The organism is Streptomyces sp. NPDC090025 (assembly GCF_044748125.1).
Lineage (GTDB): Bacteria > Actinomycetota > Actinomycetes > Streptomycetales > Streptomycetaceae > Streptomyces.
The window spans coordinates 253,909-268,182 of the sequence record NZ_JBIVFL010000003.1 but is presented as its reverse complement, the minus strand read 5'-3'; the positions used below and the strand labels follow the sequence as shown (position 1 = coordinate 268,182).

The following is a 14,274-nucleotide window of genomic DNA, read 5'->3' as shown; positions in this document are numbered from 1 at the left end:
TGACACCCCGGGAGCACCAGTGACAACGATCACCCCACCGTCCGGGAACCGGAAATCGAACTCCGGCGACGCCGTGGCCCGATTTAGCCCTGCGCAGGGTGCGCCCGGTACGCTCACCGCCGTGCCACACGCTGATCAGTCCCGAACCACCCCGCCCCGCCCGGAGCGGCTCCGCCCGACACCCCTGGGCGAGCTGGCCGCACGGCTGGGCACCGAGCTCCCCGGCGCCGAGGGCGTCGCGGTCTCGGGCATCACCCACGACTCGCGGGCGGTGCGGCCCGGGGACGTGTACGCGGCGCTGCCCGGCGCCCGCGCGCACGGCGCCGACTTCGTCGCCCAGGCCGCCGGACTCGGCGCCGCCGCCGTCCTCACCGACCCGGCGGGCGCCGACCGCGCCGCCGCGACCGGCCTGCCGGTCCTGGTGACCGACGACCCGCGCGGCCGGATGGGCGAGCTCGCCGCCGAGATCTACGGCCGGCCCGGCACCGACCTGCTCCAGATCGGCATCACCGGCACCTCCGGCAAGACCACCACGGCCTACCTCGTCGAGGGCGGCCTGCGCGGCGCCAAGCTGCACACCGGACTCGTCGGCACCGTCGAGATGCGGATCGGCGACGAACGCATCAAGTCCGAGCGCACCACCCCCGAGGCCACCGACCTGCAGGCGCTGTTCGCGGTCATGCGCGAACGCGGCGTCGACGCGGTCGCCATGGAGGTCTCCAGCCACGCCCTGGTGCTCGGCCGGGTCGACGGCTGCGTCTTCGACGTCGCCGTCTTCAACAACCTGAGCCCGGAGCACATGGAGTTCCACTCCGACATGGAGGACTACTTCCAGGCCAAGGCCAGGCTCTTCACCCCCGAGCGCAGCAGGCGCGGCGTGGTCAACCTCGACGACGCCTACGGCCGCAGGCTCGCCGCCGAGTCCGGCGTCCCCGTCGTCACCTTCTCCGCCACCGGCGACCCGGCCGCCGACTGGCGCGCCGAGGACGTCGTCTCCGGCGCCGCCGACTCCACCTTCACCGCGGTCGCCCCCGACGGCACCCGGATCCCGGCCACCGCGCCGCTGCCGGGCCCGTTCAACGTGGCCAACACGCTCGCCGCGATCGCCACCCTGGCCACCGCCGGGATCGACCCGCGGACCGCCGCCGACGGCGTCGCCGCCGTGCCCGGCGTCCCCGGCCGCCTGGAGAAGGTCGACGCGGGCCAGGACTTCCTCGCCGTCGTCGACTACGCGCACAAGACCGACGCCGTCGAGTCCGTGCTGCGCTCCCTGCGCGAGGTCACCCGCGGCCGGCTGCACATCGTCATCGGCTGCGGCGGCGACCGCGACACCACCAAGCGCGGCCCGATGGGCGCCGCCGCCGCCCGGCTCGCCGACACCGCCGTGCTCACCTCCGACAACCCCCGCTCCGAGGACCCGCTCGCGATCCTCACCGCGATGCTCGCGGGCGCCGCCCAGGTCCCCAGGGAGCAGCGCGGCACCGTCCTGGTCGACGCCGACCGGGCCGCCGCCATCGCCGCCGCCGTGGACCGCGCCGCACCCGGCGACACCGTGCTCGTCGCCGGAAAGGGCCACGAGCAGGGCCAGGAGACCGCCGGGGCGGTCCGCCCCTTCGATGACCGTCAGGTCCTGCGCGAGGCGATTCTCCGCCGCCGGAGCGGCCAGGACGCCAACCCTCACCCGAACAGTCAGGGATGAAGCAGTGATCGCCCTCTCCCTCGCCGAGATCGCCGAAATCGTCGGCGGGCGGCCGCACGACATACCGGATCCGGCCGTCCTGGTCACCGCGCCGGTCGTCATCGACTCCCGCGCGATCGAGCCCGGCGGCCTGTTCGCGGCCTTCGCCGGTGAGCACGTCGACGGCCACGACTACGCGGTCCGCGCGGTCGAGGCGGGCGCCGTGGCGGTCCTCGCCGCCCGCCCCGTCGGCGTGCCCGCGATCGTCGTCGACGACGTCCAGACGGCCCTCGGGACCCTCGCCCGCGCGGTCGTCGGACGCCTCGGCACCGATGTCGTGGCGCTCACCGGCTCGGCCGGGAAGACCTCCACCAAGGACCTGATCGCCCAGGTCCTGCAGCGGCACGCGCCGACCGTGTGGACGCCGGGCTCGCTCAACAACGAGATCGGCCTGCCGCTCACCGCGCTCACCGCGGGACCCGGCACCCGCCACCTCGTCCTGGAGATGGGGGCGCGCGGAATCGGCCACATCCGCTACCTCACCGGCCTCACCCCGCCCCGGATCGGCCTCGTCCTCAACGTCGGCACCGCCCACATCGGCGAGTTCGGCGGCCGCGAGCAGATCGCCCAGGCCAAGGGCGAGCTCGTCGAGGCGCTGCCGGCCGAGGCCGAGGGCGGCATCGCCGTGCTCAACGCCGACGACCCGCTGGTCCGCGCGATGGCGAGCCGCACCAAGGCCCGCGTCACGCTGTTCGGCGAGACGGAGGAAGCGGACGTACGGGCCGAGAACGTCCGGCTCACCGAGAGCGGACAGCCCTCATTCCGGCTTCACACACCCACCGGGTGCAGCGACGTGACCTTGCGCCTGTACGGTGAGCACCACGTGTCGAACGCGCTCGCCGCGGCCGCCGTCGCCCATGAGCTGGGCATGGCCGCCGAGGAGATCGCCACCGCGCTCTCCGAGGCAGGCACCCTGTCGCGCTGGCGCATGGAGGTCACCGAGCGTCCGGACGGCGTGACGATCGTCAACGACGCCTACAACGCGAACCCCGAGTCCATGCGAGCCGCGCTGCGCGCGCTCGCGGCCATGGGCAGGTCTGCACAGTCCAGGGGCTCCCGTACGTGGGCGGTGCTCGGCAAGATGGCCGAGCTCGGCGACGAGTCGCTCGCCGAGCACGACGCGGTCGGACGGCTCGCCGTCCGGCTCAACGTCAGCAAGCTCGTCGCGGTCGGGGACAGGGAAGCGTCCTGGCTGCAACTGGGCGCCTATAACGAGGGTTCGTGGGGTGAGGAGTCGGTGCACGTGTCCGACGCGCAGGCGGCGGTCGACCTGTTGCGCAGTGAGCTGCGCCCGGGAGACATCGTCCTGGTGAAGGCTTCCAGGTCGGTGGGTCTGGAGCGGGTCGCCCTGGCACTGCTCGAGAACACCGCCGAGGGTGAGGGTGCCGGGCGATGAGGCAGATCCTCTTCGCGGGGGCCATCGGGCTCTTCCTGACCCTGATCGGCACCCCGCTGCTCATCAAGCTGCTCGCCCGCAAGGGATACGGCCAGTTCATCCGCGACGACGGCCCGCGCGGCCACGCCGGGAAGAAGGGCACGCCCACCATGGGCGGCATCTCCTTCATCCTGGCCACGATCATCGCGTACGCGCTCGCCAAGGTCATCACCGGTGAGGACCCCACCTACTCGGGCGTCCTGGTGCTGTTCCTGATGGCCGGCATGGGCCTGGTCGGCTTCCTCGACGACTACATCAAGATCGTCAAGCAGCGGTCGCTGGGCCTGCGGGCCAAGGCGAAGATGGCCGGACAGCTGATCGTCGGCATCGCCTTCGCGGTGCTCTCGCTGCAGTTCGCGGACCTGCGCGGGAACACCCCGGCCTCGGACAAGCTCTCCTTCATCACGGACTTCGGCTGGTCCATCGGCCCGGTCCTGTTCGTGGTCTGGGCGCTGTTCATGATCCTGGCCATGTCCAACGGCGTGAACCTGACGGACGGTCTGGACGGCCTGGCCACCGGCGCGTCGGTGATGGTCTTCGGCGCCTACACCTTCATCGGGCTGTGGCAGTTCCAGGAGTCGTGCGCCAACGCCACGACCCTGACCAACCCGAACGCCTGCTTCGAGGTGCGCGACCCGCTCGACCTCGCCGTGGTCGCCTCCGCCCTGATGGGCGCCTGCTTCGGCTTCCTGTGGTGGAACACCTCGCCCGCCAAGATCTTCATGGGCGACACCGGCTCGCTGGCGCTCGGCGGCGCCCTCGCCGGTCTCGCCATCTGCTCCCGCACGGAGCTGCTGCTCGCCGTCCTCGGCGGCCTCTTCGTGATGATCACCATGTCCGTGGTCATCCAGGTCGGCTCGTTCAAGATGACCGGCAAGCGGGTCTTCCGGATGGCACCCCTCCAGCACCACTTCGAACTCAAGGGGTGGTCCGAGGTCCTTGTCGTCGTCCGGTTCTGGATCATCCAGGGCATCTACGTGATCGTCGGCCTTGGCCTCTTCTACGCCGGATGGGCATCCCAAAAGTGAGCGAACAGCTGGACTGGCAGGGCAAGCGCGTCACCGTCGCCGGGCTCGGCGTGAGCGGCGTCCCCGCCGCCCGCGCCCTGCACGCCAGGGGCGCGGTCGTCACGGTCGTCAACGACGGCGACGACGAGCGCTCCCGGGCGCAGGCCGCCGGGCTGACGGCGGACGGCATCACCGTCCGCCTCGGCGACGGGGCGACCCTGCCGGCCGGCACCGAGCTCGTCGTCACCGCGCCCGGCTGGCAGCCCGACAAGCCCCTGTTCCTGGCCGCCGCCGCGGCGGGCGTGGAGATCTGGGGCGACGTCGAGCTGGCCTGGCGGCTGCGCGAGCCCCGGGACGGCAGGCCGCCGGCCCCGTGGCTCGCGGTCACCGGCACCAACGGCAAGACCACGACCGTACGGATGCTCGCCTCGATCCTCACCGCCGCCGGGCTGCGCACCGCCGCCGTCGGCAACATCGGGGTCTCGCTGCTCGACGCCGTCCTCGGCGACGAGCCGTACGACGTGCTCGCCGTCGAGCTCTCCAGCTACCAGCTGCACTGGGCGCCCTCGCTGCGCGCCCACTCGGCCGCCGTGCTCAACCTGGCGCCCGACCACCTCGACTGGCACGGCTCGATGACGGCGTACGCCGCCGACAAGGGCCGGATCTACGAGGGCAACCAGGTCGCCTGCGTGTACAACGTGGCCGACCGGGCCACCGAGGACCTGGTCCGCGAGGCCGACGTCGAGGAGGGCTGCCGGGCCATCGGCTTCACCCTCGGCGCCCCCGGACCCTCGCAGCTCGGCGTCGTCGAGGGCCTCCTCGTCGACCGGGCCTTCGTGCCCAACCGTCAGCAGAACGCGCAGGAGCTGGCCGAGGTCACCGACGTGAACCCGCCCGCCCCGCACAACATCGCCAACGCGCTCGCCGCCGCGGCCCTGGCCCGCGCCTTCGGCGTGGAGCCGCAGGCCGTACGGGACGGGCTGCGGGCCTTCCGGCCCGACCCGCACCGGATCGAGCTGGTCGAGGAGATCCAGGGCGTCGGGTACGTCGACGACTCCAAGGCCACCAACACCCACGCCGCCGAGGCGTCGTTGGCCGCCTACGACCCGATCGTCTGGATCGCCGGCGGCCTCGCCAAGGGCGCCACCTTCGACGAGCTGGTCCAGGCGTCCGCGAAGCGGCTGCGCGGGGTGGTGCTGATCGGCCAGGACCGGGCGCTGATCCGCGAAGCCCTGGCGCGACACGCCCCCGAGGTCCCGGTGGTGGACCTCGACCGGACCGACACTGGGGCGATGTCCGCGGCGGTCCGGGAGGCGACCGCGCTCGCCCGGCCGGGGGACACCGTCCTGCTGGCCCCGGCCTGTGCGTCGATGGACATGTTCGCCAACTACAACAAGCGGGGCGAAGCGTTCGCGGACGCCGTACGCGCCCTCGCCGCCGCCGACGGCGACGCCTGACCTGACCGGTGCACAGGTCCGGCCGGGCCGGATCCGACTGGAGGGGACAGCGACCATGCCGAGCAGAACCGCCGGGCCGCGCCGACCCGCCGCAGCCCGCGGCGCCGGACGCCCGCCCGCGCCGCCCCGCAAGCGCCGTACGGGCGGGGTGCGCGGGCTCTACGAACAGGCCCGCAGGGCCTGGGACCGGCCGCTCACCGCGTACTACGTGATCGTCGGCGCCGGGCTGCTGATCACCGCGCTCGGCCTGGTGATGGTCTACTCCGCGTCGATGATCACCGCGCTGCGCTACGACCTGGCGCCCTCGTACTTCTTCCGCAAGCAGTTCTTCGCGGCACTGCTCGGCGGCGGACTGCTGCTCATCGCCTCCCGGATGCCGGTGAAACTGCACCGGGCGCTCGCCTACCCGATCCTGGTCGGCGCCATCTTCCTGATGGTGCTCGTCCAGGTGCCCGGGATAGGAGTGGCGGTCGGCGGCAACCAGAACTGGATCTCCCTGGGCGGGCCCTTCATGCTCCAGCCCAGCGAGTTCGGCAAACTGGCGCTGATCCTGTGGGGGGCCGATCTGCTGGCCCGCAAACAGGACATGAAACTGCTCACGCAGTGGAAGCACATGCTGGTCCCGCTGGTACCCGGAACGTTTCTGCTGCTCGGCCTGATCATGCTGGGCGGTGACATGGGCACCGCGATCATCCTCACCGCGATCCTCTTCGGCCTGCTGTGGACCGCGGGCGCGCCCACCCGGCTGTTCGTCGGGGTGCTGGCCGTCGCGGGCGTGATCGGCGCGGTGCTCATCAAGACCAGCCCGCACCGGCTGGAACGCTTCGGCTGCCTCGGCGCCACCGACCCGGGCGGCGCGGGAGACCCGTGCTGGCAGGCCGCGCACGGGATCTACGCGCTCGCGTCCGGCGGATGGTTCGGTTCCGGTCTCGGTGCGAGTGTGGAAAAATGGGGCCAACTCCCGGAAGCGCACACCGACTTCATCTTCGCCGTCACCGGGGAGGAACTGGGTCTGGCGGGGACGCTGTCGGTGCTGGCCCTGTTCGCGGCTCTAGGCTATGCGGGTATCCGCGTGGCCGGACGTACGGAGGACCCCTTCGTCAGGTATGCCGCGGGAGGCGTGACCACCTGGATCACGGCGCAGGCCGTGATCAACATCGGTGCGGTGCTCGGTCTGCTGCCGATCGCCGGAGTCCCGCTCCCGCTGTTCTCCTACGGAGGATCGGCCCTGCTGCCGACCATGTTCGCCGTCGGGCTCCTGATCGCCTTCGCGCGCCAGGAACCCGCCGCGCGAGCGGCCCTGAACCTGCGTCGCCCCGGCTGGGGCAAGCGGGCCGGGGGGAGATGGAAGTCGATGCGACGGCGCGTCAAGAAGCGTCCGTCCGGAGAGCGGTGAATTTCGGTGCATGTCGTCCTCGCCGGCGGGGGAACCGCCGGCCACATCGAGCCCGCGCTCGCCCTCGCGGACGCCCTGCGCAGGCAGGACCCCAGCGTGGGGATCACGGCCCTGGGCACGGAGCGCGGTCTGGAGACCCGGCTGGTCCCCGAGCGCGGGTACGAGCTGGCGCTCATCCCGGCCGTCCCGCTGCCCCGCAAGCCCACCCCTGAGCTGATCACCGTCCCCGGACGGCTGCGCGGCACCATCAAGGCCGCCGAGCAGGTCCTGGAGCGCACCAAGGCGGACTGCGTGGTCGGCTTCGGCGGCTATGTCGCGCTGCCCGGCTATCTGGCCGCCAAGCGGCTCGGCGTGCCGATCGTGATCCACGAGGCGAACGCCCGCCCCGGCCTGGCCAACAAGATCGGCTCCCGGTACGCGGCGGCGGTCGCCGTCGCCACCCCGGACTCCAAGCTGCGCAACTCCCGCTACATCGGCATCCCGCTGCGGCACTCCATCGCCACCCTCGACCGGGCCCGGGTCCGCCCCGAGGCGCGCGCCGCGTTCGGGCTCGACCCGAACCTGCCGACCCTGCTGGTCTCCGGCGGCTCCCAGGGCGCCCGGCGGCTCAACGAGGTCGTCCAGCAGATCGCCCCGGTGCTCCAGCGCTCCGGCATCCAGATCCTGCACGCGGTCGGCCCGAAGAACGAACTGCCGCGTGTCGACAACATGCCCGGGATGCCGCCGTACGTGCCGGTACCGTACGTGGACCGGATGGACCTCGCGTACGCCGCGGCCGACATGATGCTCTGCCGCGCGGGCGCGATGACCGTCGCCGAGCTCTCCGCCGTCGGACTGCCGGCCGCCTACGTCCCGCTGCCCATCGGCAACGGCGAACAGCGGCTGAACGCCCAGCCGGTGGTCAAGGCCGGCGGTGGACTCCTCGTCGACGACGCGGAGCTGTCGCCGCAGTGGGTGCAGACCAACGTGCTGCCCGTACTGGCCGATCCGCACCGGCTGTACGAGATGTCCCGTGCCGCCTCCGAGTTCGGCCGCCGGGACGCCGACGAACTGCTCGTGGGCATGGTGCGCGAGGCCATCGCCTCGCGCCGCTAGGCGCCGAGCGGCCGAGCACGATCGACCGTCGGCGGCCGCTCAAGCGCCCCGCCGAGCGAGGCAGAAATAGAGGTGGGTCGTGTCCGCAGGTAAGGGCGAGGGTGCGTCGCGGCCGGGCGGCCGGAGATTTCGGGTGCCCGGGCCGCGGGGGCTGCTGATCGGGTTCGGCGCCGTCGTCCTGCTGGCGGGCGGCGTCTGGGCGCTGTACGGCTCCAGTTGGTTCAGGGTCGAGCGGGTGAGCACCTCGGGCACCGCGGTGCTCACCCCCGAGCAGGTCGAGCGGGTCGCGGCGGTTCCCGTCGGGGCGCCGCTCGTCTCGGTCGACACGGACGCCATCGCGGACCGGCTGCGGGCGGAACTCCCGCGGATCGACTCGGTGGACGTGGTGCGTTCCTGGCCGCACGGGATCGGTCTGAAGGTGACCGAACGGCGACCGGTCCTGGTGGTGGCGAACGCCGGAAAATATGACGAAGTGGACGCGACGGCGGCGCGGTTCGCGACCGTCGCCACGCCGCCCCGCGGTGTTCCCCGGCTGGTCCTCGACGTGGCCGCCTCGCCCAGCCTGCGCCGCTTCGACCGGGACCGGCTGCTCGGCACCGCGGTAGGCGTGACGGGCGAACTCCCGGAGAAAATCGCCCAGGACGTCCGTGTCGTCCGGATCACGTCCTTCGACTCCATCACTCTGGAACTCGGCAAGGGGCGAAGTGTCTTCTGGGGCAGCGGTGAGGACGGGCCGGTCAAGGCCCGGGTTCTCGGTGCCCTGATGAAGGCGACTCCCAAAGCGGGGCACTTCGATGTAAGTGCCCCCACGGCGCCTGCGTCATCAGGAAGTTGACGCTCATTCGTGCTGGCCAGACCCCTGGTTGGCCAGCGCTACGGGTGATCACATAGGGTGAAAAGAAAAACGGGAGGTTCGGCGTGTTCGTTGAACGTGCGCCACTTGTCGACTTAGTGTCCTGTTCGGAAGAGTCCAGCGAACAGAGACACTGGTAACCCTAAACTTCAACGTTAGGGTTTGGGTCGGCGTCATGGACCGTCCCAATCGGCATCCGTCGTCGCGGCGCCCACCAACGCGAAGCGGCGACACGTAACTCGAGGCGAGAGGCCTTCGACGTGGCAGCACCGCAGAACTACCTCGCAGTCATCAAGGTCATCGGTGTCGGCGGCGGTGGTGTCAATGCCATCAACCGAATGATCGAGGTCGGTCTCAAGGGCGTCGAGTTCATCGCCATCAACACCGACGCTCAGGCGCTGTTGATGAGCGACGCCGACGTCAAGCTCGACGTCGGCCGTGAACTCACCCGCGGCCTCGGCGCCGGGGCGAACCCGGCAGTCGGCCGCAAGGCGGCAGAGGACCACCGCGAGGAGATCGAGGAGGTCCTCAAGGGGGCCGACATGGTCTTCGTGACCGCCGGCGAGGGCGGCGGCACCGGCACCGGCGGCGCACCCGTCGTCGCCAACATCGCGCGCTCGCTCGGCGCCCTGACGATCGGTGTGGTCACCCGGCCGTTCACCTTCGAGGGCCGCCGTCGCGCCAACCAGGCGGAGGACGGCATCGCCGAGCTCCGCGAAGAGGTCGACACCCTCATCGTCATCCCGAACGACCGGCTGCTCTCGATCTCGGACCGCCAGGTCTCGGTGCTCGACGCCTTCAAGTCGGCCGACCAGGTGCTGCTCAGCGGCGTCCAGGGCATCACGGACCTCATCACCACCCCGGGTCTGATCAACCTCGACTTCGCCGACGTCAAGTCGGTCATGTCCGAGGCCGGTTCCGCCCTGATGGGCATCGGTTCCGCCCGCGGCGACGACCGCGCGGTGGCCGCCGCGGAGATGGCGATCTCCTCGCCGCTCCTGGAGGCCTCCATCGACGGCGCCCGCGGCGTGCTGCTCTCCATCTCCGGCGGCAGCGACCTCGGTCTCTTCGAGATCAACGAGGCCGCCCAGCTGGTGAGCGAGGCCGCCCACCCGGAGGCGAACATCATCTTCGGCGCGGTCATCGACGACGCCCTCGGCGACGAGGTCCGGGTCACGGTCATCGCGGCCGGGTTCGACGGCGGCCAGCCGCCCGCCCGCCGGGACAACGTCATCGGCTCGGTCGGCGCCAAGCGCGAGGAGCCGGCTCCGGCGCCCCGCGCCGAGCCCGCCCGTCCGCTCGGCGGACTCGGCACGGTGACCCCGCGCGAGGAGCAGGCCCCGGCCGAGCCCGCGCCGTCGGCGGTCGAGACCTCGCTGCCGCCGGTCGCCCCGCCGGTGGTCCCGCCGGCCCGCCCGTACCCGGACACCCAGGCCGAAGAGCTGGATGTTCCGGACTTCTTGAAGTGATAGGGCAGCGTTACGACACGAGCGGCGCGCACTTCGCCTTCACCGACCGGTGGGGCGGGGTGAGCGCCGTTCCGTACGACCGGCTCAATCTCGGCGGCGCGGTCGGCGACGACCCGGCCGCCGTCCTGGCCAACCGGGCGCTGGCCGCCGGGGCGCTGGGGCTCGACCCGGCGGCCGTGGTCTGGATGAACCAGGTGCACGGCGCCGATGTGGCCGAGGTCGAAGGACCCTGGGCGAGCGACGGCATCCCGTCCGTCGACGCGATCGTCACCACCCGGCGCGGCCTCGCCCTCGCCGTGCTCACCGCGGACTGCGTCCCGGTCCTGCTCGCCGACCCGGTCGCCGGGGTGGCGGCCGCCGCCCACGCCGGGCGCCCGGGCATGGTGGCCGGGGTGGTCCCCGCGACGGTACGGGCGATGGTGGCGCGCGGCGCCGATCCGGCCCGGATCACGGCCCGCACCGGCCCCGCCGTCTGCGGGCGTTGTTACGAGGTGCCCGCCGCGATGCGCGCCGAGGTGGCCGCGGCCGAACCGGACGCGTACGCCGAGACCTCCTGGGGCACCCCCGCCGTGGACGTCACCGCCGGGGTCCTCGCGCAGCTCGCCCGGCTCGGCGTCACCGACGTGTCGGCCGCCGGGGTCTGCACCCTGGAGTCCGCGGACCACTACTCGTACCGCCGCGATCGCACCACGGGGCGACTCGCGGGATATGTCTGGCTTTCTTGAGATCTGGTCGAGTTGGGAAGAGATATGACGGACCGCAAGACGGAACTGGCCGCCAACCTCGCCCAGGTGGAGGAGCGCATCGCCGCCGCGTGCGCCGCCGCCGGGCGGGCCCGTGACGAGGTGACCCTGATCGTGGTCACCAAGACCTATCCCGCGAGCGATGTGCGACTGCTGCACGAGCTCGGGGTGCGGCACGTCGCGGAGAACCGGGACCAGGACGCCGCCCCCAAGGCCGCCGCCTGCGCGGATCTCGACCTCAGCTGGCACTTCGTCGGTCAGTTGCAGACCAACAAGGTCCGTTCCGTGGTGGGTTATGCCGATGTGGTGCAGTCGGTCGACCGGCTGCGGCTCGTCTCCGCTCTCTCCGCCACCGCCGAGAAGACGGAGCGGACCCTCGACTGCCTGGTCCAGGTCGCCCTCGACGCCGGGTCCGGCGAGCGCGGCGACCGCGGCGGGGTGGCGCCCGACGGGATCGAGGAGTTGGCCGCGGCGCTCGACGCCGCGCCCGGCCTGCGGATGGCCGGCCTGATGACCGTGGCACCGCTCGCCGGTCCGTACGCGGGACGGCAACGGGCCGCCTTCGAGCGGCTGATGGATTTGTCGACTCACCTGCGCGTCACTCGTCCAACTGCGAACATGGTGTCAGCAGGGATGAGTGCGGACCTCGAGGACGCCGTGGCGGCCGGAGCGACACATGTGCGCATCGGTACGGCGGTGCTCGGCGTCCGACCGAAGCTCGGGTAACGTCGCGAAGCAAGTCGGACCACAGCAGAAAATATGGTCAATCCGCCGGAAAGGCGGACGGACCCGTGGATCGCGGGCACTTGGTGACACTGCGAAATCGGTAAGGGCGATCCACCACAGAGCGGAGGATGCAGAGAATGGCCGGCGCGATGCGCAAGATGGCGGTCTACCTCGGCCTCGTGGAGGACGATGGCTACGACGGCCGGGGATTCGATCCCGACGACGACTTCGAACCCGAGCTGGAGCCGGAACCCGAGCGCAACCGGCACCACCACCAACCCCCGCGGCAGGTCGAGCGGGAGGAACCGGTGCGTGTGGTGGCGCCGCCCGCTCCCCGTGAACCGGTGTCCCATTCTGTACCGGTACCCGCCGAGAGCGGACGTCCGGCCCGAATTGCCCCCGTGGCATCCATCACACCCGAACGTCCGAGCCTGGAGAAGAACGCACCGGTGATCATGCCCAAGGTCGTGTCCGAGCGGGAGCCGTACCGCATCACCACGCTGCACCCGCGGACCTACAACGAGGCCCGTACCATCGGGGAACACTTCCGCGAGGGCACCCCGGTGATCATGAACCTCACCGAGATGGACGACACCGACGCAAAGCGACTTGTCGACTTTGCCGCCGGGCTCGTGTTCGGGCTCCATGGCAGCATTGAGCGCGTGACGCAGAAGGTCTTCCTGCTGTCTCCTGCTAACGTCGATGTCACGGCGGAGGACAAGGCCCGCATCGCAGAGGGCGGATTCTTCAACCAGAGCTGAGAACACGAGACCGAGAACGGCCGGCCGCGGGAGCGGCCGGACAAGTGAGAGCACGAGAGAGCCAGGGGAGAGGGAAGCGCGGGAATGGGCATCGCATTGCAGGTGGTCTACATCGCGCTGATGTGCTTCCTCGTCCTCCTGATCATCCGGCTGGTCATGGACTACGTCTTCCAGTTCGCCCGGTCATGGCAACCCGGCAAGGCGATGGTGGTGGTCCTGGAGGCCACCTACACTGTGACCGATCCACCGCTCAAGCTTCTGCGGCGGCTCATCCCGCCGCTGCGCCTCGGGGGCGTGGCACTCGACCTGTCCTTCTTCGTTCTGATGATCGTCGTCTACATCCTGATCTCCGTCGTGAGCAACCTCGCGAGGTGAGGGTGGAGGGAACTGTGGACGATACGGTCTTGCCGACTGCCGACGACTACGTAGAGGTGAAGAAGAGATGCCGCTGACCCCCGAGGACGTGCGGAACAAGCAGTTCACGACCGTCCGGCTTCGAGAAGGTTATGACGAGGACGAGGTCGATGCCTTCCTCGACGAGGTCGAAGCCGAACTGACCCGACTGCTCCGCGAGAACGAGGACCTGCGCGCCAAGCTGGCCGCCGCGACCCGGGCCGCCGCGCAGAACCAGCAGCAGGGCATGCGCAAGCCGCCGGAGCCGCAGGATCGTCCCGTCGGTCCCGGCGCCCCCGTGCCCGCCGCCATATCCGGTCCGCCGGTCCAGCAGGGCGGCCCCCAGATGGGCCCGCCGCAGCTGCCGTCCGGTGCCCCGCAGCTTCCCGCGGGCCCCATGCAGGGCGGCCCGATGGGTCCCGGCCCGATGCAGGGCGGTCCGATGCAGGGCGGCCCCATGGGCCACCCGCAGCAGCAGATGCAGGGCGGCCCGATGGGTCACCCGCAGCAGCAGATGCAGCCGGCCCCGCAGGCCCCCGGTGGCGACAGCGCCGCCCGTGTCCTCTCGCTGGCCCAGCAGACCGCCGACCAGGCGATCGCGGAGGCCCGTTCCGAGGCCAACAAGATCGTCGGCGAGGCGCGCTCGCGCGCCGAGGGCCTGGAGCGGGACGCCCGCGCCAAGGCCGACGCCCTGGAGCGGGACGCGCAGGAGAAGCACCGCGTGGCGATGGGCTCGCTGGAGTCCGCCCGCGCCACCCTCGAGCGCAAGGTCGAGGACCTGCGAGGCTTCGAGCGTGAGTACCGGACCCGTCTGAAGTCCTACCTGGAGTCGCAGCTGCGTCAGCTGGAGACCCAGGCGGACGACTCGCTGGCCCCGCCGCGGACCCCGGCCGCCGCGTCGCTGCCGCCGTCCCCGTCGATGGCCTCGGCCGGTGCGGGCGCCCCGTCCTACGGTGGCAACGGCACCATGGGCGGCGCCCCGTCCTACGGCGGTCAGCAGCAGATGTCCCCGGCGATGACCCAGCCGATGGCTCCGGTCCGCCCGCAGGCCCCGCAGCCGATGCAGCAGGCCCCGGCGCCGATGCGCGGCTTCCTGATCGACGAGGACGACAACTGAGGCGGCCGGACCGCGCGCTGAGCGCGTAGCCGTCGGCGGCAGACCAAAAGGGCCGGGCCTGGGATCTCCCAGGACCCGGCCCTT

At 71.6% G+C, this 14,274-nt stretch carries 13 protein-coding genes; all 13 read left to right on the top strand.

Features of this window, described 5'->3' with window-relative positions; all coding sequences use genetic code 11:
- Positions 1 to 19: 19 nt before the first annotated feature.
- The 13 genes from ACIPXM_RS10565 (at position 20) to ACIPXM_RS10505 (ending at position 14,190) form a co-directional block, all read left to right on the top strand.
- Positions 20 to 1,699, top strand: coding sequence for a UDP-N-acetylmuramoyl-L-alanyl-D-glutamate--2,6-diaminopimelate ligase (locus ACIPXM_RS10565; RefSeq protein WP_401654159.1), 1,680 nt, complete (start codon positions 20 to 22; stop codon positions 1,697 to 1,699).
- A gap of 4 nt (positions 1,700 to 1,703) precedes the next feature.
- Positions 1,704 to 3,134, top strand: a complete 1,431-nt coding sequence (gene murF / locus ACIPXM_RS10560; RefSeq protein ID WP_401654157.1) for a UDP-N-acetylmuramoyl-tripeptide--D-alanyl-D-alanine ligase — start codon at positions 1,704 to 1,706, stop codon at positions 3,132 to 3,134.
- Positions 3,131 to 4,201 carry a phospho-N-acetylmuramoyl-pentapeptide-transferase gene (gene mraY, locus ACIPXM_RS10555; protein WP_401654155.1) on the top strand — a complete coding sequence of 357 codons (1,071 nt, stop codon included), beginning with the start codon at positions 3,131 to 3,133 and terminating at the stop codon, positions 4,199 to 4,201. The genes murF and mraY overlap by 4 nt, the downstream gene beginning before the upstream one ends.
- A complete protein-coding gene (gene murD / locus ACIPXM_RS10550) occupies positions 4,183 to 5,637 on the top strand; it encodes a UDP-N-acetylmuramoyl-L-alanine--D-glutamate ligase (protein ID WP_401654153.1) in 1,455 nt (484 codons plus the stop codon). Before mraY ends, murD begins: the two co-directional genes overlap by 19 nt.
- A gap of 55 nt (positions 5,638 to 5,692) precedes the next feature.
- Positions 5,693 to 7,033, top strand: a complete 1,341-nt coding sequence (ftsW, locus tag ACIPXM_RS10545) for a putative lipid II flippase FtsW (protein WP_401654151.1) — start codon at positions 5,693 to 5,695, stop codon at positions 7,031 to 7,033.
- Positions 7,034 to 7,039: 6 nt separating this feature from the next.
- The gene (murG, locus tag ACIPXM_RS10540) at positions 7,040 to 8,128 is read left to right on the top strand and encodes an undecaprenyldiphospho-muramoylpentapeptide beta-N-acetylglucosaminyltransferase (RefSeq protein WP_401654149.1); all 1,089 of its coding nucleotides are present in this window, start codon (positions 7,040 to 7,042) and stop codon (positions 8,126 to 8,128) included.
- Positions 8,129 to 8,207: 79 nt separating this feature from the next.
- Positions 8,208 to 8,963 carry a cell division protein FtsQ/DivIB gene (locus tag ACIPXM_RS10535; protein ID WP_401654147.1) on the top strand — a complete coding sequence of 252 codons (756 nt, stop codon included), beginning with the start codon at positions 8,208 to 8,210 and terminating at the stop codon, positions 8,961 to 8,963.
- 278 nt (positions 8,964 to 9,241) lie between these two features.
- On the top strand, positions 9,242 to 10,450 hold the full coding sequence (gene ftsZ / locus ACIPXM_RS10530; protein ID WP_401654145.1) for a cell division protein FtsZ: 1,209 nt from the start codon (positions 9,242 to 9,244) through the stop codon (positions 10,448 to 10,450).
- On the top strand, positions 10,447 to 11,175 hold the full coding sequence (pgeF, locus tag ACIPXM_RS10525; protein WP_401654143.1) for a peptidoglycan editing factor PgeF: 729 nt from the start codon (positions 10,447 to 10,449) through the stop codon (positions 11,173 to 11,175). The genes ftsZ and pgeF overlap by 4 nt, the downstream gene beginning before the upstream one ends.
- 24 nt (positions 11,176 to 11,199) lie before the next feature.
- On the top strand, positions 11,200 to 11,919 hold the full coding sequence (locus ACIPXM_RS10520; RefSeq protein WP_401654141.1) for a YggS family pyridoxal phosphate-dependent enzyme: 720 nt from the start codon (positions 11,200 to 11,202) through the stop codon (positions 11,917 to 11,919).
- Between the two features lie 137 nt (positions 11,920 to 12,056).
- On the top strand, positions 12,057 to 12,680 hold the full coding sequence (locus ACIPXM_RS10515) for a cell division protein SepF (RefSeq protein WP_401654139.1): 624 nt from the start codon (positions 12,057 to 12,059) through the stop codon (positions 12,678 to 12,680).
- 84 nt (positions 12,681 to 12,764) lie between these two features.
- Positions 12,765 to 13,055, top strand: a complete 291-nt coding sequence (locus ACIPXM_RS10510; RefSeq protein ID WP_401654137.1) for a YggT family protein — start codon at positions 12,765 to 12,767, stop codon at positions 13,053 to 13,055.
- Between the two features lie 67 nt (positions 13,056 to 13,122).
- Entirely contained in the window at positions 13,123 to 14,190 is a 1,068-nt protein-coding gene (locus ACIPXM_RS10505) for a DivIVA domain-containing protein (protein WP_401654135.1), read from the top strand.
- Positions 14,191 to 14,274 lie beyond the last annotated feature (84 nt).